The following is a 25,633-nucleotide window of genomic DNA, read 5'->3' on the forward strand; positions in this document are numbered from 1 at the left end:
TCGACCGACACACAAAGGGGAACACATGACCACGGTGCCCAACGACGCACCTACGGCAGACACGCGCAACGGGATCGACTTCAAGGTCGCCGATCTCTCCCTGGCCGAGTTCGGCCGCAAGGAGATCTCGCTGGCCGAGCACGAGATGCCCGGTCTGATGGCCCTGCGCCGCGAATACGCAGAGGTGCTGCCGCTCAAGGGGGCCCGCGTGTCCGGTTCGCTGCACATGACCGTGCAGACCGCAGTCCTGATCGAGACCCTGGTGGCACTCGGCGCCGAGGTCCGCTGGGCCTCATGCAATATCTTCTCCACCCAGGATCATGCCGCGGCCGCGATCGTCGTCGGCCCGCACGGCACGCCCGAGGAGCCACAGGGCGTCCCGGTGTTCGCCTGGAAGGGCGAGTCCCTGGAGGAGTACTGGTGGGCGGCCGAGCAGATGCTCACCTGGCCCGGCGAACCGGCCAACATGATTCTCGACGACGGCGGCGACGCGACCATGCTGGTCCTGCGCGGGGCGCAGTTCGAGAAGGCGGGTGTGGTTCCGCCGGCCGACGAGAACGACTCGGCCGAGTACAAGGTGTTCCTGGAACTGTTGCGCGCGTCGTTCGAGACCGACGCCAAGAAGTGGTCGACCATCGCCGAGTCGGTCCAGGGCGTCACCGAGGAGACCACCACCGGTGTCCTGCGCCTGTACCAGTTCGCTGCGGCCGGTGAGCTGGTGTTCCCGGCGATCAACGTCAACGACTCGGTCACCAAGAGCAAGTTCGACAACAAGTACGGCACCCGCCACTCGCTGGTCGACGGCATCAACCGCGGCACCGACGTCCTGATCGGTGGCAAGAAGGTGCTGATCTGTGGCTATGGCGACGTGGGCAAGGGCTGCGCGGAGTCGCTGGCCGGCCAGGGCGCCCGCGTCCAGGTCACCGAGATCGACCCGATCAACGCGCTGCAGGCGCTGATGGACGGCTTCGACGTGGTCACCGTCGAGGAGGCGATCGGCAACGCCGACATCGTCGTCACCTCCACCGGCAACAAGGACATCATCCTTCTCGAGCACATGGAGAAGATGAAGAACCAGGCCATCCTCGGCAACATCGGCCACTTCGACAACGAGATCGACATGGCCGGCCTCGAGCGTTCCGGTGCCACCCGCCTCAACATCAAGCCGCAGGTCGACCAGTGGACCTTCGCCGACGGTCGCTCGATCATCGTGCTCAGCGAGGGACGTCTGCTGAACCTGGGCAACGCGACCGGTCACCCGTCGTTCGTGATGAGCAACAGCTTCTCCAACCAGGTCATCGCCCAGATCGAGCTGTGGACCAAGAACGAGGAATACGACAACGAGGTCTACCGCCTGCCCAAGCACCTGGACGAGAAGGTTGCGCGTATCCATGTCGAGGCTCTCGGTGGCACGTTGACCAAGCTCACCAAGGAGCAGGCCGAGTACATCAACGTCGACGTCGAGGGCCCCTACAAGCCCGAGCACTACCGCTACTGAGCGAGAGTCGACCCGACGAGCGGGCCCCGGCGACGGCCGTCGCCGGGGCCCGCTCGTGTCCGTGTCGTCGAGGTCGGTCGGACTCCGGTGTCCCTAGATTCCGATGTCGGCCTCGGTGCCCGGGCAGTAGAACCAGGTGCCCTGTTCAAGCCGAAAGGACGCCTGTTTCGTATCGGGTGCGGAACTCTGTGATCCGACCTCGGTGTGAATGACCACGTCCGACGTCGCGACGTCGCCGGTGACCGATCGCAGCGCGAGCCGGTCGAGGACGATGGTGCCGCCGTTGTTCGAGGGGGACGGCACCTCGTCGCGGACCTCGCTGCACACCGCGCTTCGCATCCGGGTCAGGTCCCGTGCGTTCAACGCATCGAGGTAGCGCTGCATCGCCTCGGCCACGGCGTACGCGACGGTGGGGTCGCCCGTGGTCGGTGCGGTCGCCTCGCCCGATGTGGGGTTCGATCCGGTGGGGTTCGATCCGGTGGGGTTCGATCCGGTGGGTCCGGTCCCGGTGCCCGGTGTGGTCGATCCGATACCGGTCGCGACGGTCGTGTCGTTGCCGGTGTTCTGCACGATGAGCGTGATCGCGAGGGCGGCGATGGCGAGGACGGCGACGACGCCGAGGGATATCGCGGTGATCGCCCCCCAGTTGCGGCGCGGACCCCCCGGCGGGGGGTGGCCCGGGCCCATGCCACCCGGGCCCATGCCACCCGGGCCCATACCCCCGGGTCCCACGCCGACCGGGAGACCGCCGACCGGGATCTGCGGGCCGTATCCCGGTCCGGCCTGCGGGGGGATGGGTGCATGGGGAGAGGGCTGCGGGTGCGGCTGCATCGGTGGTCGAGGCGCCTGCTGTGGCGGAACCGGCAGCTGGGACATCGGCTGCCGGGGATCAGGTGCCGGCGGACTGGCCGGTTGCGGATATTCCTGCGGTACCTGCGGATACGGCGCAGGCGCGTCCTGTCCGGACGGGGGCGCCCGGTGGGTTCCCATCACACGCGTCGGCATCTGACCGGGGTTCGGCCCCCACTGCTGGGGCGGACCGCCGGCGGGCGGTTGGGTCATGGGACGTCCTCGCGATGTTCGATGAGATCCAGGCTAGCGGAGCAGATGCAGGTGGTCGGGCAGGGTCATTCGCTCGATTCGGCCGCCGGCGCGAGCAGGTCGTCGGCGAGGTCGGCGGGTGCCTGGTCGACGGCTTGCGTCCACGGTGACATCCAGCCGGTCGCGGCCAGGCTGCGGTAGCCGGCGTCGACACGGACCTGCAGGTCGTCGTCGCGCTCGTAGTGGTCGCGGGCGCGTCCCGGATCGGTCGACGCCCGCGAACGGGCCCGCGCCATAGCGACCTCTGCGGGTACGCCGAGCAGCAGGTGACGATCGGGGACGGGCAGGCCGAACCGGCCGAACTCGAGATCGTGCACCCACCTCACCACGGCGCCGTCGGTGTCCTCACCCAGGCGGGCGGCACTGTAGGCGGCATTGGAGGCCACATAGCGGTCGACGATGACGACGTCGTTGCCGCCGATCGCCGACCGCAGTTCGGCTGCGGTGGCAGAGCGATCGAGGGCGAACAGCAGCGCCATCGCGTACACGCTCTCGCGTAGGTCGCCGTGTTCGCCGTGCAGGGCCTCCGATGCGACGTCGGCGAAGATCGTCCGTCCGTACCGCGGGAACGCGAAGGTGGCCACCTGCAGACCCGCGGTCCGCCAGTGGTCGACGAGCCCGGTCACGAGGGTGTTCTTGCCTGCGCCGTCGATCCCCTCGACCGCTATCAACCGGCCCACACGGTCCTCCTCGCATCTCGTCGGTGTGTCGTGTGCCGATTGTTCCCCATCGTGGCGTCGGCGCGGCCGCCGACTCGACGGTGTCCACAGACCGGCTTCGACCTGCGGTGATCCACAGTCCGGCGCGTCGGTCACCACGCCGCGGTCACGGAAGTGTCACCATTGGGGGCATGAAGCCACGGATCCTCGTCGTCGATGATGATGCCGCGCTCGCCGAGATGCTGACGATCGTGCTGAAGGGCGAGGGGTTCGAACCCTTCGTCGTCGGCGACGGGACACAGGCACTCACCGCGGTGCGCGAGATCCGCCCCGACCTGGTGTTGCTCGATCTGATGCTGCCCGGGATGAACGGCATCGACGTCTGTCGTGTGTTGCGTGCGGACTCGGGTGTGCCGATCGTCATGCTGACCGCGAAGTCCGACACCGTCGACGTCGTCCTGGGTCTGGAGTCCGGCGCCGACGACTACATGGTCAAGCCGTTCAAGCCGAAAGAACTGGTGGCGCGCGTACGTGCCCGGCTGCGTCGCACCGACGAGGAGCCGGCCGAACTCCTCTCCATCGGTCCGGTGGAGATCGATGTGCCTGCGCACAAGGTCACCCGCGACGGTGTGCCGATCTCGCTGACCCCGCTCGAGTTCGACCTGCTGGTGGCACTGGCCCGCAAGCCGCGTCAGGTGTTCACCCGTGACGTACTGCTGGAACAGGTCTGGGGTTACCGGCATCCCGCCGACACCCGGCTGGTCAACGTGCACGTACAGCGTCTGCGCGCCAAGGTCGAGACCGACCCGGAGAATCCGGAGGTCGTTCTCACGGTGAGGGGGGTCGGCTACAAGGCCGGCCCGCCGTGATCGGTCGCACCCGACGGCGCGTCAACGGCACCATCGGACGTCTGACCCGGACCGCGACCGGCATCGGCGCGGTCTTCGGTCATATCTGGCGACGTTCGCTGCAGCTGCGTGTCGTGGTGTCGACGTTGGTGCTGTCGGTGGTGGTCCTGTTGATCCTCGGCTTCGTGCTGATGAGTCAGATCACCGACCGGCTGCTCGACGCGAAACTGACCGCGGCAACCGAGGAGATCGATCGCGCGCGGATCGCGGTGGAACGCGATCTGGCCAGTGGTGACAGCAACATGTCGATCCAGAACCGTCTGCGGCAGACACGGTCGACCCTGACCGACCGGGATGTCGACAGCGGCCAGAACGCCGGCACCGTGGGCAGCTTCGACATCGTCCTGATGGTGCCGGTGAACAATCGAGACGGTGAGGACACCGGGGTCGGCCCGGTGTCGGAGATCCCACAGCCACTGCGAGACATGGTGCAGGGCGGGCAGATCGCCTATCAGTACGCGTCGGTCCCCAACGGTTCCGGTGGCAGCGGACCGGCGCTGATCGTCGGGACCCCCACCAACTCCACCGTGCCCGGCCTCGAGTTGTATCTGGTGTTCCCGCTGGCGGGTGAACAGAACACCGTGGACCTGGTCCGCGGCACCCTGTTGACCGGTGGTGTGGTGTTGCTCGGCCTGCTGATGGCGATCGCGTGGCTGGTGTCGCGGCAGGTGGTCCTGCCGGTGCGGTCGGCGTCGCGAATCGCGGTCCGGTTCGCCGACGGCCGGCTCAACGAACGCATGCCGGTGCGCGGCGAGGACGACATGGCGCGGCTGGCGATGTCGTTCAACGACATGGCCGAGAGCCTGTCCAAACAGATCACCCACCTCGAGGAGTTCGGTGGGCTGCAACGCCAGTTCACCTCCGACGTCAGCCACGAGCTGCGCACCCCGCTGACCACTGTCCGGATGGCCAGCGATGTGCTCTACGACGGCCGCGACGAGCTCGACCCGATCCGCCGCCGGTCGGTGGAACTGCTCGACAAGGAACTCGACCGGTTCGAGACGCTGCTGAACGAACTGCTCGAGATCTCCCGGCACGACGCGGGTATGGCCGAGCTCGCCGCCGAACGGATGGACATGGCCATCCCGATCGACGCCGCCCTGGCCACCGTCTCCCACCTGGCGGAGGAGACCGGGACCGAACTGATCCTGGATCTGCCCGCCGAGCCGGTGCTGGCCGAGATCGACCCGCGCCGCGTCGAACGTATCCTGCGGAACCTGCTCGCCAATGCGATCGACCACGGCGAACGAAACCCGGTCACCCTGAGCATGCGATCCGACGGCGACGCGGTCGCGATCACCGTCCGTGACCAGGGGATCGGCCTCCGGCCGGGTGAGGAGAAGCTCGTCTTCAACCGATTCTGGCGGTCGGACCCGTCGCGATTCCGACGATCGGGTGGTACCGGACTGGGGCTGGCGATCAGCATCGAGGACGCGCGGTTGCACCAGGGACGCCTGGAGGCATGGGGCGAACCCGGCCAGGGTGCCTGCTTCCGGCTGACGTTGCCGCTGGTGCGCGGGCACAAGGTACTGGGCAGCCCGCTGCCGCTGAAACCGGTCGGGGCGGCCAAGCCGGCGTCCCGGTCGACGACCAAGACCTCCGGTCGCGTCGGTGAGGGAGCGACCGGCGATGAGTGAGCCGGCGAACGGCATGCGCGGCGGTGGGGTGTACCGCCGATCGGCGGCGATGGTGATCATCGGTCTGGTGCTGGCGCTTCTCACCGCATGCGGGGGAGTCCCGACCAGTTCCTCGCCGCAGCCGATCAGTTCCTTCGCGCGTCAGGGACCGTCGGATTCGGTACCGGAACCGCAGGCGGACATGGATCCGGAGGCCCTTGTCCGGGCGTTCCTGAAGGCGACCGCGGCACCCGCGGACGGTCATGCCGCGGCCCGGAAGTTCCTGACCACCTCGGCCGCCGGGCAGTGGGACGACCGGGGGGCCGCGCTGATCCTCGACGAGATCAACACCTACGTCGACCAGCGCAGCGAGAACAGCGTGCGCATGCGCCTGGTCGGCGACAACGTGGGCGTGCTGATGAGCGACGGACAGCTGACCCCGGCCACCGGTCGGGTGGAGACCACGGTGACGCTGTCGAAGGTGGGCCGGCAGTGGCGGATCGACGGCACCTTGCCCGAGCGCACCATGATCGACCGCACCCAGTTCGAGGTCACCCATCGTGCGGTGTCGGCGTACTTCACCGACCGCACCCGATCACACCTCGTGCCCGACCCACGGTGGTTGTACTTCGGTCTCGACTCTGACGCGACGACGCTGGTCGGGGTGCTGCTCGCCGGTCCCGCCGCCGACCTCGCATCGGCCGTCGACTCGGCCCTGCCAACCGGGGCGTCCCTGCGTGGTCCGGTGACCCCGGGTGCGAACGGTGGCGTACGGATCGAGCTGGTCGGGATCGGGAATCTGTCGGTGCGCGATCGGACTGTGCTGGCCGCGCAGATCATCTGGACGCTCAACGGCGCCGACATCGGCGGCCCGTATGTGATCAACGCCGACGGTGCCCCGCTGCTCGCCGACCGGGCCAGCGGTTGGCAGACCGCCGACGTGCGGTCGTTCGATCCGACCGTGATGCCGGCCACCGATGTCGGACTCAACGTCATCCGGGATGGGGCGCTGCTGAAGGTCACCGACACCGGGACGGTGGCGGTGGGTGGTCCGCTCGGGACAAGTCGCCTGGTGCGGTCGGCGGCGTTGTCGGCCGACGGGAGAAAGGTTGCGGCGGTCCTGGCCGGGGAGGGAGCCGACCCGCGGCTGAACCTCACGGTCGGCGACTACGGGTCGGCGACGGCGCCGATCGCGTCCGGGCTGACGGTGACCAGACCGTCGTTCGGGCCGGGGTCGGATGTCGTGTGGGCGGTGGTCGACGGCAAACCGATCCAGTGGGTTCGCGACGACGAGACGGGTGAACCCCGAATCGCCGAGATCGATCCGGGGCAGGTGAACGCGCTGGTGCGCGGCTCGATCACCGACCTGCAGGTCGCCCCGGACGGGGTGCGCGTGGGACTGATCGTCGGCGGTCAGGTGGTGTTCGCCGTGCTCGCGACCAACGCCGACGGACGGTTGACCCTGGCCCACCCGCGGATCGCCGCGTACAACATCGGCAGCCGCGCGGTGTCTCTGGACTGGGCGTCGCCGACAACGCTGATGATCGCCCGGGAGAGCTGGGACTCGCCGGTGGTGCAGTTGTCGATCAACGGCACCCCTGCGGTGGGGCTGCTCAGCGGCAACGTGTCGCCGCCGGTCACCGCGGTGGTGGCGAACCCCACCACGGTCTACATCTCCGACCAGCGTGGGGTGCTCCGGTTGGGCAGCAGCAACGGGCAGGCCGACGAGTACTGGACCGAGGTCGAACCGGCGATGACCCCGGGCACCATCCCGGTCATCCCCTGAGCGATCGGGATCGAGCCCGACCGCGGGTGTCACCGAGGCATGGTGGGCCTCACGCCCCGGCCAGTACCACGACCGCCACGACGTCGATGTCCGCATGTCGCAGGACCCGCACCGACTCGGCGGCGGTGGCGCCCGTGGTGAGCACGTCGTCGACGAGGACCGCCACCATCCGTGCGGTTCGCGGATGGTGGGTTCGCATCCGGATGCCGCCCCGGAGGTTCGCACGCCGATCCCGCGCCGACAGCCCGGCCGAGTCCCGGGTGGACGGCGCCGTGTACAGCAACGGTGCGGTGTCCACCCGTGGACCGAGCCTGGCGGCGGCGACGCCGGCGATCCCGGTGACCGGATCGCCGCCTCGGCGTCGGGCGGCCGCGCGGCGTGTGGGTGCCGGGACGAGCGTCAGCCGCGGAGTGTCGGGCAGTTCGCCCCAGCGGGCGACGGTCGTCAGGGTGTCGGCGAGAGCGGTTCCGAGCGGACCGGTCAGGTCGCGGCGCCCGTGTTCCTTCACCGCGAGGATGGCGTGGCGCAGTGGACCCCGATAGCGGCCGGCCGCCCACACCGTGGCACCGACGTCGACCCGCGGGCGCAGTTCGACCGGGGCGTCGGCGACGTACCGCGCGCACCGCGGACACCAGTCGGTGTCGGCGGCGCCGCATCCGACGCAGGTGCGGGGCAGGACGAGGTCGGCACCGGCGGCGGCAATCGCCCTCGGTACCCCGGACACACGGTGTGCGGACATGGCGCCGAGTGTGCCGCGCGCGCGGTGGTGCCGGCCTGGTCCGCGGTGCGGTCCCGGGGACGGACGGCGAACTGGGGACAACCGGTGGATCGGGGATGGATGGTGGACCTCCGACACGCGGTGCCAGGGGAGGAAACATCCATCGTGATGGGACCGAAGGCGTCCCCGCGCAGGGGCTTTTGTCCCGATCTGCGAAACGGGATGTGACCCGCTGCGCCGAATCATGGCCGAAAGGCAAACATCCGACTACGGTCGTGGGTACTGGAGGTAGCTGGTCATCGCGGACCGCTCGCAGGAGCGGCCCACGCCGGGAGGTGAAGCCCCTGAACATGAGTGCCGGTCGTCGATCGGCATTGCCACGGTTCCTGCGTCCGAATCCATCCGCGGTTTGTGTCGGAATCCCGAATCTCGTTGAGCGTCAATATCTTCCATCCTCTGGTCGCGCTCGGATCGGGTTCCCCGTGACTCCCGGAGTCGGGTCCGTCGACGCACTTTCCAGGAGGTAGTTGAATGTCATCTGTCATGCACCGCAAGGGTCAGCGCGAATCACGTATCGCCGCGGCCGACGACTACGACGCCGCATCGGCCTTCGTCCTGCCGCCCGGCACCATCGAGTCCGAGGAACCTGCCGAACCGAACGCGACCGTCGTCTTCAAGGGTCGCAACGTCGACATCCCGGAGCACTACCGCGTCTACGTCGGCGACAAGCTCGCCCGTCTCGAGCGGTATGACCCGTCGATCTTCCGTTTCGACGTCGAGCTCTATCACGAACGAAATCGTCGGCAGTCCAAGGTGTGTCAACAGGTGGAGCTCACCGCGACCGGCAAGGGTCCGGTCGTGCGTGCTCAGGCGTGTGGGGACAACTTCTACGCCGCGCTCGAGTCGGCACTCGACAAGATCGAGTCGCGACTCCGCCGGGTGAAGGATCGCCGTCGCGTCCATCACGGAAACCGCCGCCCGCAGTCGGTGGCCGAGGCCACCGAGGTCGGTGCACCGCCGCTACAGGGCAACCAACTCGGCGTCGACGGGCCACCGGCCACATTCGCCGAACCGGCGTGGGACGACGGCGTCGCCGATCGCGAGCCCGGCCGGGTGGTGCGCATCAAGGAGCACCAGGCGGCGCCGATGTCGGTGGACGAGGCGCTCTACGAGATGGAACTCGTCGGACACGACTTCTTCCTTTTCCATGACAGGGAATCCGATCGGCCGTCGGTGGTCTATCGCCGCCACGCGTTCGACTACGGCCTGATCCGGCTCGCGTGAGCTCCGGGGGTGGCGCCGGTGACCCCGGCGCCACCCCCCGGGCGGGTCCCACGCGGATGCGAACTGCCACTCCTCCGACGACGTCGGTACCATGAACGATGGCCTGTGCACCATTGCGGAGGCCGCCATCGAGGAGGCCCCAGTCTCCGGCGTCGACAACAGTGAGGAACTCGATCCACGGTGCTGAACAAGCTTCTGCGCATCGGCGAAGGCCGCATGGTCAAGCGACTCGATGCGATCGCATCCCACGTCGAATCACTGTCCGACGAGATCGAGGCGCTCTCCGATGACGAGCTGAGGGCCAAGACCGACGAGTTCCGGAACCGATACGCCGACGGGGAGACCCTCGACGAGCTGCTGCCCGAGGCGTTCGCCGTCGCCCGTGAGGCGGCGTGGCGTGTCCTCGACCAGAAGCACTTCCACGTACAGATCATGGGCGGCGCGGCGCTGCACTACGGCAACATCGCCGAGATGAAGACCGGTGAGGGCAAGACCCTCACCTGTGTGCTGCCCGCCTACCTCAACGCCGTCTCCGGCGACGGCGTGCACGTCGTCACCGTCAACGACTACCTGGCCAAGCGCGACGCCGAGTGGATGGGACGCGTGCACCGCTTCCTGGGTCTCGACACCGCGGTCATCCTGACCGGTATGTCCCCGGACCAGCGCCGCGCCGCCTACGCCGCCGACATCACCTACGGCACCAACAACGAGTTCGGCTTCGACTACCTGCGCGACAACATGGCGCACGCGCTCACCGAGCTCGTCCAGCGCGGACACAACTTCGCGATCGTCGACGAGGTCGACTCGATCCTGGTCGACGAGGCCCGTACCCCACTGATCATCTCGGGCCCGGCCGAGTCGTCGAGCAAGTGGTACGTGGAGTTCGCGCGGATCGCCCCGCTGCTCGAGCGCGACGTGCACTACGAGGTCGACATCAAGAAGAAGACGATCGGCGTGCACGAGGCCGGAGTCGAGTTCGTCGAGGACCAGCTCGGCATCGACAACCTGTACGAGGCCGCCAACTCGCCGCTGGTCAGCTACCTGAACAACTCGATCAAGGTCAAGGAACTCTTCCAGCGCGACAAGGATTACATCGTCCGTAACGGCGAGGTCCTCATCGTCGACGAGTTCACCGGCCGCGTGCTCGACGGACGCCGCTTCAACGAGGGCCTGCACCAGGCCATCGAGGCCAAGGAACGCGTCGAGATCAAGGCCGAGAACCAGACCCTCGCCACGATCACGCTGCAGAACTACTTCCGCATGTACGACAAGCTCAGCGGCATGACCGGTACCGCCGAGACCGAGGCCGCCGAGTTCGACCAGATCTACAAGCTCGGTGTGCTGCCGATCCCCACCAACCGGCCGATGCTGCGCAAGGATCAGACCGACCTCATCTACAAGACCGAAGAGGCCAAGTTCGCCGCGGTCGTCGACGACGTCACCGAACGTCACCAGGCCGGGCAGCCGGTGCTGATCGGTACCACCAGCGTCGAGCGGTCGGAGTACCTGTCCCGGCAGCTGGCCAAGCGTGACATCCCGCACACCGTGCTGAACGCCAAGTTCCACGAGCAGGAGGCGCAGATCATCGCCGAGGCCGGCCGGATCGGCGCGGTCACCGTGGCCACCAACATGGCCGGTCGTGGCACCGACGTCGTGCTCGGTGGCAACCCCGACATCATCGCCGACACACGGCTGCGCAAGGCCGGACTCGACCCGGTGTCCACCCCCGACGAGTACGAGGCGGCATGGGACGAGGCGATCGAGACCGCCCGCACCGAGGCCGCCGACCAGGCCGACAAGGTCCGTGAGGCCGGCGGTCTGTACGTGCTGGGCACCGAGCGCCACGAATCCCGCCGGATCGACAACCAGTTGCGTGGTCGTTCCGGCCGCCAGGGCGATCCGGGTGAGTCACGGTTCTACCTGTCACTCGGGGACGAGCTCATGCGGCGCTTCAACGGTGCCGCGCTCGAGGTCATCATGAACCGGGTCAACCTGCCCGACGACGTGCCGATCGAGGCGAAGATGGTCACCAAGGCCATCCGCAGCGCGCAGACCCAGGTGGAGCAGCAGAACTTCGAGGTCCGCAAGAACGTCCTCAAGTACGACGAGGTCATGAACGAGCAGCGCAAGGTGATCTACTCCGAGCGCCGCACCATCCTCGAGGGCACCGATCACCGTGAGCAGGTCCTCGAGATGGTCGCCGAGGTCGTCGGCGCCTACGTGGAGGGGGCGACGACCGAGGGATACGCCGAGGACTGGGACCTCGACGAGCTGTGGGGTGCGCTGAAATCGCTGTATCCGATCACCCTCGACCCCAAGGAGGTCGTCGGCGAGAACGAGTTCGGTGAGCGCGACGACATCTCCGCCGAGGAACTCAAGATCCTGCTGGTCGCCGACGCGCAGGCCGCCTACGCAGCCCGCGAGGACGAGATCACCTCGGTCGCCGGCGACGGCGCGATGCGTCAGCTCGAGCGCACCATCCTGCTCAGTGTCCTGGACCGCAAATGGCGCGACCATCTCTACGAGATGGACTACCTGCGCGAGGGCATCCACCTGCGGTCGATGGCCCAGCGTGACCCGGTGGTGGAATACCAGCGCGAGGGCTACGACATGTTCACCGGCATGCTCGAGGGACTGAAGGAAGAGAGCCTGCAGTTCCTGTTCAACGTGCAGGTACAGACCGAACCCGCACCGGTCCCGGCGCCCGCCGCGGCCACCGACCGCAATCCGGCTCCGGCGCTCGCCGGAGCGGCCGCCACCAACGGCGCCCAGCAGGCCCCGGCGGCACTGCGCGCGGTCGGCGTCAACGGCGCGGAGTCCGACGAGGCGGCACGCACCTTCTCCGGCCCCAACGAGGACGGCGGAACCGTGGTGCACTCGGAGGACGAGGAGCTCGACGATCCGGCGGTCACCTCCGCGAACCGTCGCGAGCGCCGAGCCGCGGCGCGGGCCGGCGCCCGATCGGGACCGAAACCGCCGAAGGCGAAGAAGAAGCGCAACTGAGTTCGAGACTCCGGTAGCCGAAGCAGGAGTCGGCGTTCGGTGATCGGCCGAGCTTGTGGAGTGGGCCGGTTGTTGCCTGCCGAGGCCGATGATGATCCTTCACTTCAGGGCGGGGTGCTCGGCCGAGGGAGGCTGCGAAGACTTCGACACGTGGCCTCCCGTATCGATCAGCGCGGTGCAGTTGCCGGTTGAGCCGACGAGGAGCGAAGCGACGAGGCGTGTCGAGACCGCTGTCGGACGGGTTCGGCGCCGTGGCCACCTCTGGGGTGGTTGCGGACTTCGTCGTGTCGCTGGGTCTCGACACGGGTCCTCGCCTTTCGGGCTCGGTCCCGGCTCGATCATCCAGGGTGGATGCGATGGCCTGCTCGGTCAGCAGACCCTCGGGTCGCGGCTCGACCATCCAGGGTGGATGCGATGGCCTGCTCGGTCAGCAGACCCTCGGGTCGCGGCTCGACCATCCCGGGTGGATGCGATGGCCTGCTCGGTCAGCAGACCCTCGGGTCGCGGCTCGATCAGTGGCGTGCGGTTTGCTGGTTGAGCCGACGAGGAGCGAAGCGACGAGGCGTGTCGAAACCTCCGCCGGACGGGTTCGGTCGGTGACCACGGCCGACGTCGGTTTCGATGGTCGCTTTCACGAGGATGCCCCGGGACCGCGAAACTTTTTCTCGGGAAGTGGAACCGCGCGACGCTTCGCTGCGTCTGATTTCCATGTCGCCCATTGCGCAGTCGCTCGATACCCAGCAGCAGGACCCGTCCCGTTCCCGCATCCGGATCGTCGCCGCGCCGGTGTACGAGCCGGCACCGGCCGATGCTCCCTCGGTCGTGGTCACCACGACGCCGGCGGCGGTGACCACCGCGCACTCCGGCCCGAGGGCGTCACCACAGCCCCGGGTCTCCAGGAAGCCGCAGCGCCCGGTGTCCGTGCCCGCATCCACCGTCGCGGCGCACCGATTCGCACAGGCGACGGTGACCGCGCTGTTCGAGATCCTCGACCATCGCCGTCCACTCGCCCATGTCGGCGCCCTGGTGTCGGCGTCGCTTCTGGAACGGGTCGAGACGCTCGTCGGTGCCGATCTCGCCCGCACCGGTGCGGAGGGCCAGACCGGGGCCGCCCGGGTGCGGCGCGTACACGTGCAGATGTGCGGGCCGGCTGCCGCGGAGATCTTCGGGACGTACTCGCGGGGCCGGCGGGTGCGGGCCTTTGCCGGTCGGATCGAACGGGTCCCATGCCGCGTGCGCGACGATGCGGCCGGGGCGGGCCCGGCCGCATCACGGTATCGGAGTACGGCATTCAAGACCGAATACCGTTGGCGGCTCGTGGTCTTCGAGCTGACCTGAGGCGCCGTCCCGGTTCAGTCCAGTCCTGCACCCGAGGGCGACACCAGGATCTTCACCGCGGTCTCGTTGCGGTGCAGCAATGTGTCGAAGCCTTCGTCGAGGAGCTGGTCGAGTCCGATCCGGCCGGTGATGAACGGGGACAGATCCACCTTGCCCTCCTCGACCAGCGCGATGGTCGCCGGATGACTGTTGACGTAGGCGATCGTGCCGCGCATGTCGATCTCCTTGAGCACCAGCTTCTGCATCTCGACGCTGCCCGGATGGCCCCAGATCGACACCACCACCAGCACACCGGTGGGCTTGAGCGCGTCGAAGAGGGTGTCCAGGGCCGGCTGCACCGAGGTGCACTCGAATCCGACGTCGGCGCCACGACCATCGGTGAGTTCGGCGACCCGGGCGACGACGTCGTCGGCGCTCGGATCGATCACGTGGTCGGCGACCTTCGACTCGAGGGCCTTGGCCCGGCGCAGAGGCGACGGCTCGCTGAGGATCGTGGTGATCCCCTCGGCCTTGCACACTGCGGCGGTCAGCAGGCCGATCGGCCCGGCGCCGGTGATCAGGGCGACGTCACCGGAGTGTGCGCCACTGCGCTCGACCGCGTGATAGCCCACCGACAGCGGTTCGATCAGGGCGGCCTGATCGAGCGGGATGGACTTCGAGATGGCGTGTACCCAGCGGCGTTTCACGACGATCTTCTCGCCGAGGCCGCCACCGCAGCCGCCGAGGCCGATGAAGTTCATGTCGTGCGACAGGTGGTAGTCGTGGCTGTCCGGGCCGGTGTCGACGTCATCGGCGACGATGTAGGGCTCCACCACCACGTGGTCACCGACGGCGAGGTCGTCGACACCGTCGCCGACCGCATAGACCACGCCGGACATCTCGTGTCCCAGGGTGACCGGCGCGCTCTCACCGCTGATCGGCTGCGGATGCCCCGACGGCGGGATGAAGATCGGGCCGTCGGCGTACTCGTGGAGATCGGTGCCACAGATGCCGCACCAGGCGACGTCGATGCCGACCGTACCCGGGGCGACCTCGGGCTCGGGGATGTCCTCGATCCGGATGTCGCCGCGGTCGTAATAGCGTGCTGCGCGCATGATGTGCTCCGTTCGGTGTCGGGCGTGCGCTCCCGAGTCAAGGAGTCGGAGGGCGGCACTGTCAACGGTTGCCGACGGTTGCAACCCTCGGTGCCCTAGGATCGGCAAAGTGGTCAACCGGTTGTCGCCACGCGAGGCGATGTACTACTTCCTGGACCCCTCGGGGGCCACGAGTCATCTCGGCGCATTGCTCGTCTTCGGACCCGAGCACAAGTCCCGGTCGGGTCGTTCGTCGACCGCCCGCGGGGGCGGTGCGCCGAAGTCGGATCCGCTGCCCGGGCCGGACTATCCGGCGCTGGTGTCGCTGGTCGAGAACCGGCTGCAGCTCGCGCCCCGGTACCGGCAGGTGGTCCGATCGGTCTCGCTGGGACTGGCCCGGCCGGTATGGGTCGACGATCCCGACTTCGACATCAACTTCCACATCCGACGATCCGGGTTGCCCCGGCCGGGGACGATGACGGATCTCGCCGACCTGATCTCACGGGTGATGTCGCGGCCCCTCGACCGGTCGCGGCCGCTGTGGGAGATGTATCTCGTCGAGGGTCTGCCCGACGGTGGATTCGCGGTGCTGACCAAAACCCACCGTTGCCTGGTCGACGACTCCTCCGGCCCGGAGATCAGCCAGGTGATCTGTGACGACGGACCGACGGTCCGCGAGTTCGACGAGGACCTGTGGATGCCGCGGCATCTGCCCGGATCGACGGCCCTGGTGATCGGAGCGATCGCCGAGGCCGTTTCTCGGCCCGGTGATTTCGTCGAGTCGATGGTGACCGGCAACGGGATCGTGGGGACCGCACGATCGGTGGTCGGCAGCATCGTGCGCCGCGCGGGCGATCTGATCCGGGAGGTCACCGACGCCGCACCGGACAGTCCGCTCAACACCCCGGGTAGCTCGTCGCAGATCTTCGCGGTGGCCTCGGTGCCGCGTCGGGGGTGCGCCAAGATCGCCGAGCACCACGGCTGCACCGTGCACGATGTGGAACTGGCGATCATCACCGGCGTGATCCGGCGATGGTTGCTGTCCTACGACGTCGCGGCCACCATCACCGACACCGTGCGCGTCGAGATCCCACTCGCCACCCGCGATCCCGGCGTCGGCCGGCTCGACGACGATCCCGGGTGGGTCGACGTCGGGACACCAGGATTTGTCACCGACCTCCCTGTGGGAGAAGACAATCCGACAGTTCGTCTGGCGCAGGTGGCCGGCCTCGCGGATCGCTATGCGCAATCGGCGCGGCGGGTCACGCCCGGTCCCAGCCCGATTCTGGGTGACCTCGGGATGGTTCCGTTCCCCGAGTTGAGCTCGTGGGCCTTCCGGTCGTTGGGCAGCCGCGGCTACAACGTCCCGGTGTCGCTGTTCACCGCGCCGATCCCAGACCGATATGTGTTGGGCCGCAAGGTCTCCGGTATCTTCCCGGTGCCGGGTCTGATCGCGGGACACGCCCTGGCGATCGGCGTCGTCGAGTATCGCGGTCGGCTGCATTTCGGGTTCATCGCCGACCGGGGGGTGATCGGTGATCTGCCGGCGCTCGCCGACTACGTGGGGGAGGCGTACGGCGAACTCTCGGGCGCCGGGTGAGCCGGGTGGGCGTCAGGCGACTAGGGTCGGGACCGGCAGACGCGAAGGTCTGGCAGTCGAGAAGGATCGAGGGATGAGGGTCTACTTTCCGGCGACGCTGGCGATGCTGATGGAGTTGGACTCGACCGGCGAGTTCCGGCCGATCGGGGGTACCGGGTTCGCGCTGACCCCGGCACTACGGGAGTCCTTCCTGTCGGGTGACGACGAGGAGCTCGCCGAGGTCGCGATGCGGGAGGCGGCCCGGGCGTCGTTGCGGTTGCTCGCCGGGGAGGCGCCAGAACCCGCCGACACCGCGGCCGACGCGGATCTCGTCACCGATGCCGAGGAGACCAAGCCGGGCGACACGCCCAGACTCCCGCCGCGACGTGCGGTGGTCGCCGCCGACGTGGAGGCGGTCACGCTTCGTCCCGAACTCGACGACGCAGTGGTGAAGGTGCCCGGCCCGATCGCGCGATCGGCGGTGGCGTCGGTGCACGTCGACGGCGCCGACGCCGAGGCGGCGGTGCGCACCGCGGTGATCGTCGTCGACGCGGCCGACCTGGGTGACGAGGATGCCGAACTGGCGATCGGTGACGTCGAGGACTTCGATCTCGCCTGGTATGCGACGCAGGAGTTACCCTTCCTGCTCGAACTGCTCTGAGGCCATCCCACCTCTTCCGAACCGGCACCGTATTTGCCGAACCGTCACCGTATTTTCCGAACCGGCACCGGACCGTGGGTCCTGTTCCGGGGGTCGCTCCCCGCGGCCGGCTGTGGCGGTGGTCGCACGCCGGTCGCGGTCGGGCCGTCTCGTCGCGTAACCTACGGAAGCGTAGGTTGTGTTCTCGGCGCAGTGCGCCGGCGAGTCGGAGGATGGTGTTCGGCGTGGGTTGGCGCGAACGATTTGAGGCACCGGTGTCGGATATCGCCGCACGTAGCCGCGGCGGCCAGTGGGTCCGCGCCGTGGTGGCGCGCGTGACCACCCCGTTGCTGCCCGATGACTACCTGCACCTGGCCAATCCGCTGTGGTCGGCCCGTGAGCTGCGCGGTCGGATCGTGTCGGTGGTGGCCGAGACCGACGATTCGGCGACCATCCGGATCCGCCCGGGCTGGGGCTTCTCACTCGACTATGTGCCCGGGCAGTACATCGGCATCGGTGTGCTCGTCGACGGCCGCTGGACGTGGCGCTCGTACTCGCTGACGTCGGTGCCCGACTCCACGGCCACCGACAAGACCATCGCGATCACGGTCAAGGCGATGCCCGAGGGCTTTCTCTCTTCGCACCTGGTCAACGGCCTGCAGCCGGGTACCATCGTGCGGCTTGCGGCCCCGCAGGGCGAGTTCGTCCTGCCCGAGCCGCTGCCGGAGAAGATCCTGTTCGTCACCGCGGGCAGCGGCATCACCCCGATCATCTCGATGCTGCGGACCATGGCCCACCGCGGGCAGCGCACCGACATCCGGGTGATCCACTCCGCCCCGAATCCCGACGACGTGCTCTTCGCCGACGAACTCGCCCGACTGGCCACGACGGGCGTCGTGGACCTTCACGTCCAGCACACCCGCACCGACGGCAAGGTGACCGCCGAGACCCTGCCCGAGCTGTGTCCGGACTGGTCGGAGCGACAGACCTGGGCGTGCGGGCCGTCGGCCTTTCTCGACATGGTGTCGCACTTCTTCGAGACCGGTGGTCACCCCGAACTGCTGCACATCGAACGATTCGCGCTCGAACGCGGCGCGGTGGGCGCGCAGGGCGGCACGGTCACCTTCGGTCGGACCGGGCAGACCGTCGAGGCCGACGGTGCCACCACCCTGCTCGAGGCCGGCGAGGACGCGGGCGTCCTGATGCCGTTCGGTTGCCGGATGGGGATCTGCCAGAGTTGTGTGGTGATGCTCGACAAGGGGTGCGTCCGAGATCTGCGGAGCGGTGCCGAGCACGTCGAGGGCGAACGGATTCAGACCTGTGTGAGCGCCGCGGCAGGGGACTGCACCCTCGACGTCTGACGAGATCGCACCCCTGGTAACGCCCGGTGGTCGTCGAATCCGGCTAGTCTCGGAACAGACAGCAATCGACCACGGAGGTTTTCCGCGTGCGATCTGAGGTTCTGGAACTGTTCGAGACGATCACCGTGCCGGTGTTGACCGACGGGGTGGTCACACTCCGCAAACACTCCCACGACGACGTCGACCGGATCGTGGGTTATGCGACCGATCCGCTGACCATGCGCTGGGCGCGGATGCCGTCCCCGTACGGCCGCTCCGACGCCGAGCGGTTCATCGTCGGCGCTCTGCGCGGCTGGGACACCGGGCTGGCGATGACCTGGGCCATCGAGTTCGAGGGTCGATTCGTCGGCAGTGTGGCCCTGGAGGGTGCCGGACGCGTCGTCGACGTCGGGTTCGTGCTGCACCCCGACGCCCGTGGCCGGGGTGTCGCGCGACGCGCGGTGCAGCTCGCGATGCGCTACGCCTCCACCGAGCGTGATGTCGAGGTGGTGCGCTGGGAGGCCGCCGAGGGCAATCTGGCGAGCCTGCGTGCCGCACACGCGGCCGGGTTCACCCTGCTCTCGCGCATGCCCGACTGGCTGGAGATGAACAGCAAGGTGGTCGACGCGTGGACCGCCATCTGGCGGGCCGGTGACGGCTTCGAGCCGACGTCCACGTGGCGGGCGACCACCTTCGAGACCGAGCGGTTCCGGATGCGGCCGCTGGTGGAGGACGACGACGAGCGTATCCGGGAGACCCTCGACGACCCGGTCTCACGCACCTACCTGTTCGGGCGTCCCGATCCGCTCACCGTCGAGCACGCGGGTGCCGAACGCACCCGCAAGTGGTGGACCGCCGCCTGCGGCCAGACGTGCACCTGGGTGGTCGCCGACAAGGGCGACGATCGCTACCTCGCCGACATCTCGCTGTTCAAGATCGACCCCACCACCGGCGCCGAGGCCGGCTTCTACACCCATCCCGAGGCACGGGGGCGTGGCGTGCTGGGGGAGACGTTCCCGGCCGCGGTGCGGCACGCCTTCACCGAATTGGACATGCGGCGGCTGACCCTGTTCGCCGCGGAGTCCAACAAGGGCAGCATCGCCCTGGCCCGGTCGGCGGGGATGCACGAGTTCGGTGTGCAGCCGCTGGCCGCCGACTCCGGTGGTGAGATCGAGGACCTCGTCGGCTTCGAGTTGCTGCGCGATCGCTAGCGCAACCGAAACGCGATCGCCAGGCGTCCGTCGCGCGTCACTTCTGCTGCGTCACACCCTCTGGACAGTCGGCCCCGCCGTAACTTACGCTATCGTAGGTTACGGAAACGTAGCCGCGGGCCGGACGACACGGATTCGGCCGCGGCATGACGCGGAAGGTCGAGCATGGCGATCAGCGACATCCCCGAGTACGCCCACCTGTCGGAGGCCGACGTCGAGGCCCTCGGGATCGAACTCGATGCGATCCGGGCGGATATCGAGGCTGCTCGCGGGGAACGCGATGCCCGCTACATCCGCAACACGATCCGCTTCCAGCGGGGCCTGGAGCTCGCCGGTCGCGCGATGATCATGGGATCGCGCAAGCGCTCGCTGTGGTGGGCCGGTGCCGCATCGCTGGGCGTCGCGAAGATCGTCGAGAACATGGAACTCGGCCACAACGTGATGCACGGGCAGTGGGACTGGATGAACGATCCCGAGGTGCACTCGTCCACCTGGGAGTGGGACAACACCGATCCGTCCGCGCACTGGAAGCACACCCACAACTACATCCACCACAAGTACACCAACGTCCTGGGGATGGATGCGGACGTGGGCTACGGACTGCTGCGCGTCACGCGCGATCAGCGCTGGCAGCCGTTCTACCTCGGCAACATCGCCTACAACACGTTGCTCGCCGTCTTCTTCCAGTGGGGGGTGGCCGCCCAGCACCTGGAACTGGCCAAGAAGCGACGCACGCCGGAGCAGAAGGAACAGTTCCGGCGCGATCTGGCCGATGTGGGCACCAAGATCGGCAAGCAGGTCGGTAAAGACTACGTGGTGTTCCCGGCGCTGGCCGCGGCCGTCGCGGTCGCACTGCCCGGCGGTGATTCCCGCTCTGCGGCAAAGGCATTCGGCAAGGCGTCGTCGGCCGATGCGATGGCCAACCTCATCCGTAACCTGTGGACCAACGCGGTGATCTTCTGCGGGCACTTCCCCGACGGCGCCGAGAAGTTCACCAAGCAGGACGTCGACAGCGAGACCCAGGCCGAGTGGTATCTCCGCCAGATGCTGGGCAGCGCGAACTTCCGGTGTGGCCCGGTGCTGGGCTTCATGTCCGGCAACCTGTCGTACCAGATCGAGCACCATATCTTCCCGGACCTGCCGAGCAATCGTCTCGCCGAGATCTCGGTGCGGGTGCGAGCCCTGTGTGAGAAGTACGACCTGCCTTACACCACCGGCTCGTTCCCGCTCCAGTACCTCAAGTCGTGGCGAACCATCGCCAAGCTGTCGCTGCCGGACAAGTACTTGAAGGCCGACGCCGACGACGCGCCGGAGACCGCCTCGGAACGGCGATTCAAGCAAGATCTGCCGGCCGGGGTGCGCCTGGAGTCGAGCGTGGACCCGTTGACCGGACGGCGCCGCGGCCTGCGGTCGGCGATCGGTGCACTTCGGGGGCGTAAGGCCCGACTTGGACGATCGTCCCAGGTCATCGACGCGGCAGCGGCCTGAGGCCGGTTTCCCGACTCCCCGCTCGCGGGGGCATAATGGGTGCCAATGGCGATCACGGACATCTCTGAGTACGCACATCTGACCGACGCGGACATCGAGGCCCTCGGGCATGAGCTCGACACTCTGCGTCGGGAGATCGAGGCGGATCGCGGACCACGCGACGTCCGCTACCTGCGGCGGACGATCGCCGCGCAACGCAGTCTCGAGGTCATCGGCCGCGTGGCGCTGCTGGGCAGCCACCGCCGCCCGCTGTGGCTATTGGGAACCGCTGCGCTCTCGTTGTCGAAGATCATCGAGAACATGGAGCTCGGGCACAACGTGATGCACGGGCAGTGGGACTGGATGAACGATCCCGAGGTGCACTCGACCACCTGGGAATGGGACATGGTGTGCGCCTCGCCGCACTGGAAGCACTCCCACAACTACATCCATCACAAGTACACCAACGTCGTCGGCATGGACGACGACGTGGGCTACAAGATCCTGCGCGTCACCCGCGACGAGCCGTGGGAGCCGCGGCGTGCGCTGCAGCCGATCTTCAACGTACTGCTGGCACTCACCTTCGAGTGGGGGATCGGTCTGCACGATCTCGCCCTCAAGGACGTGATCAAGGGCGAGAAACCGATGGAGATCGCGCGGCCGCAGCTCAAGGAGTTCGGTCGCAAGATCGGTAAGCAGGTGACCAAGGACTACCTGCTCTACCCGGCGCTGACCGGGCCGAACTTCCGGCACACCCTGACGGCCGATCTGACCGCGAACCTGGTCCGCAACCTGTGGGCCTATGTGGTGATCTTCTGTGGGCACTTCCCCGACGGCGCCGAGAAATTCACCGTCGACAGCCTCGAGGACGAGACCCGGGGGCAGTGGTACCTCCGACAGATGTTGGGGTCGGCCAACTTCGACGCAGGACCGGCGCTGGCCTTCCTGTCGGGCAACCTCTGTTATCAGATCGAGCACCACCTGTACCCGGACCTGCCGAGCAATCGGATGGCCGACATCGGCGTCCGGGTGCGTGAGCTGTGCGAGAAGTACGACCTGCCCTACACGACCGGCCCGTTGTGGGTGCAGTACCTCAAGACCCTGCGCACCATCAACAAGCTGGCGTTGCCGGATCGGTTCCTGCACGACACCGCCGACGACGCCCCGGAGACCGCCTCCGAGCGACGCTTCGTCGGGATGCCGCGAACCAGGGGACTCAAGACGGCGATCGCCGAGCTGCGTCGTACCCGCCGCGAACGGCGGCGGGCCCGCCGGGCCTGACACCGCGCGTCGGTCTCTCGGTGCCTCGCGGGCGGTGCGTCACGGGCGGCGGGCGTCGCGGAGCGCCGCATGGGCGAGAACACCTTGCACCTCGTGATGGCGTTCGGCGAAGGCGAACAGCCCCCACAGCGCCATCCCGGCGACAGCGGTGCCGGCACCGGCCGCGCACACCAGGGTCCAGCCCCCGGTCTGGTACGCCCAGGCACCGAATGCCGAGCCGACCACCCCGCCCGCGAAATACGACACCATGTACGCCGTGGTCAGTCGTGACCGGGCGGTGTCGTCGAGCGAGTACACCGCCGCCTGGTTGGCGATCTGGACCCCTTGCACGCCGAAGTCGAAGACGACGAGCGCGACGATCAGCACGACCACCTGCCCGCCACCGAGCCAGAGCAGCCCCCATCCGGCCAGCAGGACGAGCCAGACCCCGTACTGGGTGTGCCGCAGGTAGCCGCGGTCGGCGAGGCGACCGACGCGGGGTGCGGCCAGCGCACCGGCGATCCCGGCCAGGCCGAACAGCCCGATCGCCGCGTCAGAGAAGTGGTACGACGAGCCGTGGGAACCGGCGAGCAGGAAAGCGATCGCCGTCCAGAGCGCGCTGAACGCGGCCATGTTCAGGCCGCCGAGCAGCATGCGGTGGCGCAGAACGGATTCGGTTCGGATGAGCGTGACGATGGAGGCCAGGACTCGCGGATAGGTGGTGCCCGACGGTCGGCTCACCGCGGTCCGCGGCGCCCGCAACCAGATGGCGACGGCCATCGCCGCCTGTACGACGGCCGCCACCACCAGCACCGTGCGCCATCCGCCGAGCTGCGCGATCAGGCCGGCGAACACCCGTGACGCCAGGATGCCGATCAGCAACCCGCTCATCACCGTGCCGACCACCGTGCCGCGTTCACCCGGTGCTGCGACGGCGGCGGCCCACGGGACCACCACCTGCGCCGCCGACGCCGAGACGCCGACCGCGAACACCATGACCATCAGCACCGCGTAGCCGGGTGCGGCCGCGGCGACGGCAAGTCCGGCACAGGAGATGAGCAGCAGGGCGCCCACCAGCCGCCGCCGGTCGACGAAGTCGCCGAGTGGCACCACCAGGGCCAACCCCAGCAGGTAACCAGCTTGGGTGACAGAGATGATCAGGCCCGCGGCGGTGGTGGTGACACCGAGGTCGGCGCCGACTCGATCGAGTAGCGGTTGCAGGTAGTAGAGACAGCCCGCCGAGGAGCCGGCGGTCACCGCGAAGAGGAAGACCACCACTCGGGCCAGCGATGGACCGCCCGGAGATGTGGCCGAGGGTGGAGCCACCTCGGTGCGTGTGGCGGGGGAAGGCGCGTTCGCATCACTCATACGATTCATCCTGCTCGGCATCATGCATGATGAAAAGCGATGGATATCGATGTCCATATCTCTCTATGTGATGATCGGTGGCGGAAGGTGGCCTCGTGGAACTACGTCAGCTCGAGTACTTTCTCGCCTGTTGCGACCACGGCACGTTCACCGCGGCCGCCCGTTCGCTGCATGTCGTGCAGTCGGCGGTGTCGACGTCGATCGCCCGACTCGAGCGGGAGGTGGGTGCCCGACTGTTCGATCGCACCGCCACCACGCTCGTGCTCACCGAGGCGGGACAGGCGATCGTCGTCCCCGCGCGGACAGCCCTGCGGGCGCGTGCGGAGGTCGGTGACGCGGTGGCGGCCCTGCGTGGCGACATCGCCGGCGAGGTGTCGCTCGGCGCACTGGTGAACATCGGCGGGGCCATCGACCTCGCCGAGGCCTTCGCCACGGTGCACCGCCGCCATCCGGGGATCACCATCGCGATGCGGCAGAATCCGCGCGGCAGTGCGGGCAACATCCGCGGGATTCGGGACGGCTCCCTGGATCTGGCGTTGTTCGGTGGAAACGATGACGACATCCCCGGCGCCACCGTCGAATGGCTCGCCGTGGAGCCGTTGGTGCTGGTCTGTCATCCTGATCACCGCCTCGCGAAGCGCGGTGGTTTCGTGGTCGCCGATCTCGTCGACGAACGGGTGATCGACTATCCTCCCGGGTGGGGGACCCGGGCCGTCGTCGATCGGTATGTACCGCAGCGTCGTTCGGTGATCGAGGTGGCCGATCAGGAATTCGGTGCTCAGTTGGCGCGCAGGGGATTCGGCGTGACGCTGGTGCCCGAGAGCGTGGCCCGCGATCAGCCGGACGTGTCCGTGCTGACGTGCCGCGATCGGGAGATGTTCTGGCACATCGGGATCGCGCACTCTGCCGACCTGACACCATCGTCCGCGGCCCGTGCCGTCCTCGAGATAGTGCGTTCGGTCGCCGGTCAGGTCAGGCGAACGCGGTGACGAGGGCGTCGAACGCCGATGATCCACACGCTGGCTGGCAGAGGATTCGACACGCCTCGTCGCTATGCTCCTCGACAGCTCAACCACCGATAACCTCTTGCTGATTGAGCAGCACCACCGTTGGTGATCGATCAGCGACCGCCGTTGGTGATTGAGCCGGAACCACCGTTGCTGATTGAGCCGGGACCGAGCGTCGCGAGGACCCGTGTCGAAATCTCCGCAGCATGCGTTGGGTAGCAATCACTTCTGAGGTGGGGACGTTGACGAGCCCGGCTGTCCGAGGTTTCGACACGTCTCAACCGCCCTCGGCCAAACGGTGATTGAGCCGGGACCGAGCATCGCGAGGGCCCGTGTCGAAATCTCCGCAGCAGGTGCTGGGTGGTGACCACTCCAAGGGGTGGTGTCGTTGGCAAGTTCGGCTGTCTGAGGTGTCGGCACGTCTCAACCACCCACGGCCAAACGGTGATTGAGCCGGGACCGAGCATCGCGAGGGCCCGTGTCGAAATCTCCGCAGCGTGTGCTGGGTGGTGACCACTCCAAGGGGTGGTGTCGTTGGCAAGTTCGGCTGTCTGAGGTTTCGACACGTCTCGTCGCTTCGCTCCTCGTCGGCTCAACCACCAACCCCTGCTTGCCGATTAAGCAGAACCCGAGCCGGAACCCCACCACCCCACCACCGTTGCACACGCCATCAGACACCTGTGGCTCTATTGATCTTTCTGTGGGTCAATTACGCTGCGGGAGAGTAGGACACGCACCTCCCCGCGTGAGTGTCGACATCGCGATAAGGGCTTCGGG

At 68.0% G+C, this 25,633-nt stretch carries 19 protein-coding genes; 14 read left to right on the top strand and 5 right to left on the bottom strand.

Annotated elements, in window-relative coordinates; genetic code table 11:
- Window positions 1–25 precede the first annotated feature (25 nt).
- Window positions 26–1,498, top strand: coding sequence for an adenosylhomocysteinase (gene ahcY / locus ACWDUA_RS20380; RefSeq protein WP_449752823.1), 1,473 nt, complete (start codon window positions 26–28; stop codon window positions 1,496–1,498).
- A 93-nt stretch (window positions 1,499–1,591) separates the two neighbouring features.
- Here ahcY and ACWDUA_RS20385 read toward each other — a convergent pair whose 3' ends face one another.
- The gene (locus tag ACWDUA_RS20385; protein WP_449752824.1) at window positions 1,592–2,560 is read right to left on the bottom strand and encodes a hypothetical protein; all 969 of its coding nucleotides are present in this window, start codon (window positions 2,558–2,560) and stop codon (window positions 1,592–1,594) included.
- Between the two features lie 65 nt (window positions 2,561–2,625).
- Complete coding sequence (locus ACWDUA_RS20390) at window positions 2,626–3,279, bottom strand: dTMP kinase (RefSeq protein ID WP_449752825.1); 654 nt, start codon at window positions 3,277–3,279, stop codon at window positions 2,626–2,628.
- A gap of 170 nt (window positions 3,280–3,449) precedes the next feature.
- Between ACWDUA_RS20390 and mtrA the strand changes: the two genes are divergently transcribed.
- The 3 genes from mtrA to lpqB are packed head-to-tail and all read left to right on the top strand — an operon-like array spanning window position 3,450 to window position 7,568.
- A complete protein-coding gene (gene mtrA / locus ACWDUA_RS20395) occupies window positions 3,450–4,127 on the top strand; it encodes an MtrAB system response regulator MtrA (protein WP_020792982.1) in 678 nt (225 codons plus the stop codon).
- On the top strand, window positions 4,124–5,803 hold the full coding sequence (mtrB, locus tag ACWDUA_RS20400) for an MtrAB system histidine kinase MtrB (RefSeq protein ID WP_449752826.1): 1,680 nt from the start codon (window positions 4,124–4,126) through the stop codon (window positions 5,801–5,803). The genes mtrA and mtrB overlap by 4 nt, the downstream gene beginning before the upstream one ends.
- A 13-nt stretch (window positions 5,804–5,816) precedes the next feature.
- Window positions 5,817–7,568, top strand: coding sequence for an MtrAB system accessory lipoprotein LpqB (gene lpqB / locus ACWDUA_RS20405; protein ID WP_449752842.1), 1,752 nt, complete (start codon window positions 5,817–5,819; stop codon window positions 7,566–7,568).
- A gap of 49 nt (window positions 7,569–7,617) precedes the next feature.
- Here the strand turns inward: lpqB and ACWDUA_RS20410 are convergent, their stop codons facing one another.
- A complete protein-coding gene (locus tag ACWDUA_RS20410) occupies window positions 7,618–8,307 on the bottom strand; it encodes a ComF family protein (RefSeq protein WP_449752827.1) in 690 nt (229 codons plus the stop codon).
- A 510-nt stretch (window positions 8,308–8,817) separates the two neighbouring features.
- Here ACWDUA_RS20410 and hpf point away from each other — a divergent pair.
- From hpf to ACWDUA_RS20425, 3 genes are all read left to right on the top strand, one after another.
- On the top strand, window positions 8,818–9,570 hold the full coding sequence (gene hpf, locus ACWDUA_RS20415; protein ID WP_449752828.1) for a ribosome hibernation-promoting factor, HPF/YfiA family: 753 nt from the start codon (window positions 8,818–8,820) through the stop codon (window positions 9,568–9,570).
- Between the two features lie 180 nt (window positions 9,571–9,750).
- Window positions 9,751–12,573: a preprotein translocase subunit SecA gene (gene secA / locus ACWDUA_RS20420; RefSeq protein ID WP_449752829.1), complete on the top strand. Its 2,823-nt coding sequence runs from the start codon at window positions 9,751–9,753 to the stop codon at window positions 12,571–12,573.
- Between the two features lie 708 nt (window positions 12,574–13,281).
- Window positions 13,282–13,911, top strand: a complete 630-nt coding sequence (locus ACWDUA_RS20425; RefSeq protein ID WP_449752830.1) for an Rv3235 family protein — start codon at window positions 13,282–13,284, stop codon at window positions 13,909–13,911.
- A 14-nt stretch (window positions 13,912–13,925) separates the two neighbouring features.
- On the opposite strand, the gene ACWDUA_RS20430 is transcribed toward ACWDUA_RS20425, so the two are convergent.
- Window positions 13,926–15,005, bottom strand: coding sequence for a 2,3-butanediol dehydrogenase (locus tag ACWDUA_RS20430; protein ID WP_449752831.1), 1,080 nt, complete (start codon window positions 15,003–15,005; stop codon window positions 13,926–13,928).
- A 109-nt stretch (window positions 15,006–15,114) separates the two neighbouring features.
- On the opposite strand from ACWDUA_RS20430, the gene ACWDUA_RS20435 reads away from it, so the two are divergent.
- From ACWDUA_RS20435 to ACWDUA_RS20460, 6 genes are all read left to right on the top strand, one after another.
- Window positions 15,115–16,584 (top strand): wax ester/triacylglycerol synthase domain-containing protein, encoded by a 1,470-nt coding sequence (locus tag ACWDUA_RS20435; protein WP_449752832.1) that lies wholly within the window; start codon window positions 15,115–15,117, stop codon window positions 16,582–16,584.
- Between the two features lie 73 nt (window positions 16,585–16,657).
- Entirely contained in the window at window positions 16,658–17,224 is a 567-nt protein-coding gene (locus ACWDUA_RS20440) for a DUF6912 family protein (RefSeq protein ID WP_449752833.1), read from the top strand.
- A gap of 212 nt (window positions 17,225–17,436) precedes the next feature.
- Window positions 17,437–18,564 (top strand): ferredoxin reductase, encoded by a 1,128-nt coding sequence (locus tag ACWDUA_RS20445; protein WP_449752834.1) that lies wholly within the window; start codon window positions 17,437–17,439, stop codon window positions 18,562–18,564.
- A gap of 86 nt (window positions 18,565–18,650) precedes the next feature.
- The gene (locus tag ACWDUA_RS20450; protein ID WP_449752835.1) at window positions 18,651–19,754 is read left to right on the top strand and encodes a GNAT family N-acetyltransferase; all 1,104 of its coding nucleotides are present in this window, start codon (window positions 18,651–18,653) and stop codon (window positions 19,752–19,754) included.
- Between the two features lie 165 nt (window positions 19,755–19,919).
- The gene (locus ACWDUA_RS20455; RefSeq protein ID WP_449752836.1) at window positions 19,920–21,242 is read left to right on the top strand and encodes a fatty acid desaturase family protein; all 1,323 of its coding nucleotides are present in this window, start codon (window positions 19,920–19,922) and stop codon (window positions 21,240–21,242) included.
- Between the two features lie 45 nt (window positions 21,243–21,287).
- Complete coding sequence (locus ACWDUA_RS20460) at window positions 21,288–22,502, top strand: fatty acid desaturase family protein (protein WP_449752837.1); 1,215 nt, start codon at window positions 21,288–21,290, stop codon at window positions 22,500–22,502.
- A gap of 39 nt (window positions 22,503–22,541) precedes the next feature.
- On the opposite strand, the gene ACWDUA_RS20465 is transcribed toward ACWDUA_RS20460, so the two are convergent.
- A complete protein-coding gene (locus ACWDUA_RS20465; RefSeq protein WP_449752838.1) occupies window positions 22,542–23,849 on the bottom strand; it encodes an MFS transporter in 1,308 nt (435 codons plus the stop codon).
- Window positions 23,850–23,944: 95 nt separating this feature from the next.
- Between ACWDUA_RS20465 and ACWDUA_RS20470 the strand changes: the two genes are divergently transcribed.
- Window positions 23,945–24,838 (top strand): LysR family transcriptional regulator, encoded by an 894-nt coding sequence (locus ACWDUA_RS20470; RefSeq protein ID WP_449752839.1) that lies wholly within the window; start codon window positions 23,945–23,947, stop codon window positions 24,836–24,838.
- The last annotated feature ends 795 nt before the right edge of the window (window positions 24,839–25,633 follow it).

The organism is Gordonia sp. NPDC003376 (assembly GCF_053589235.1).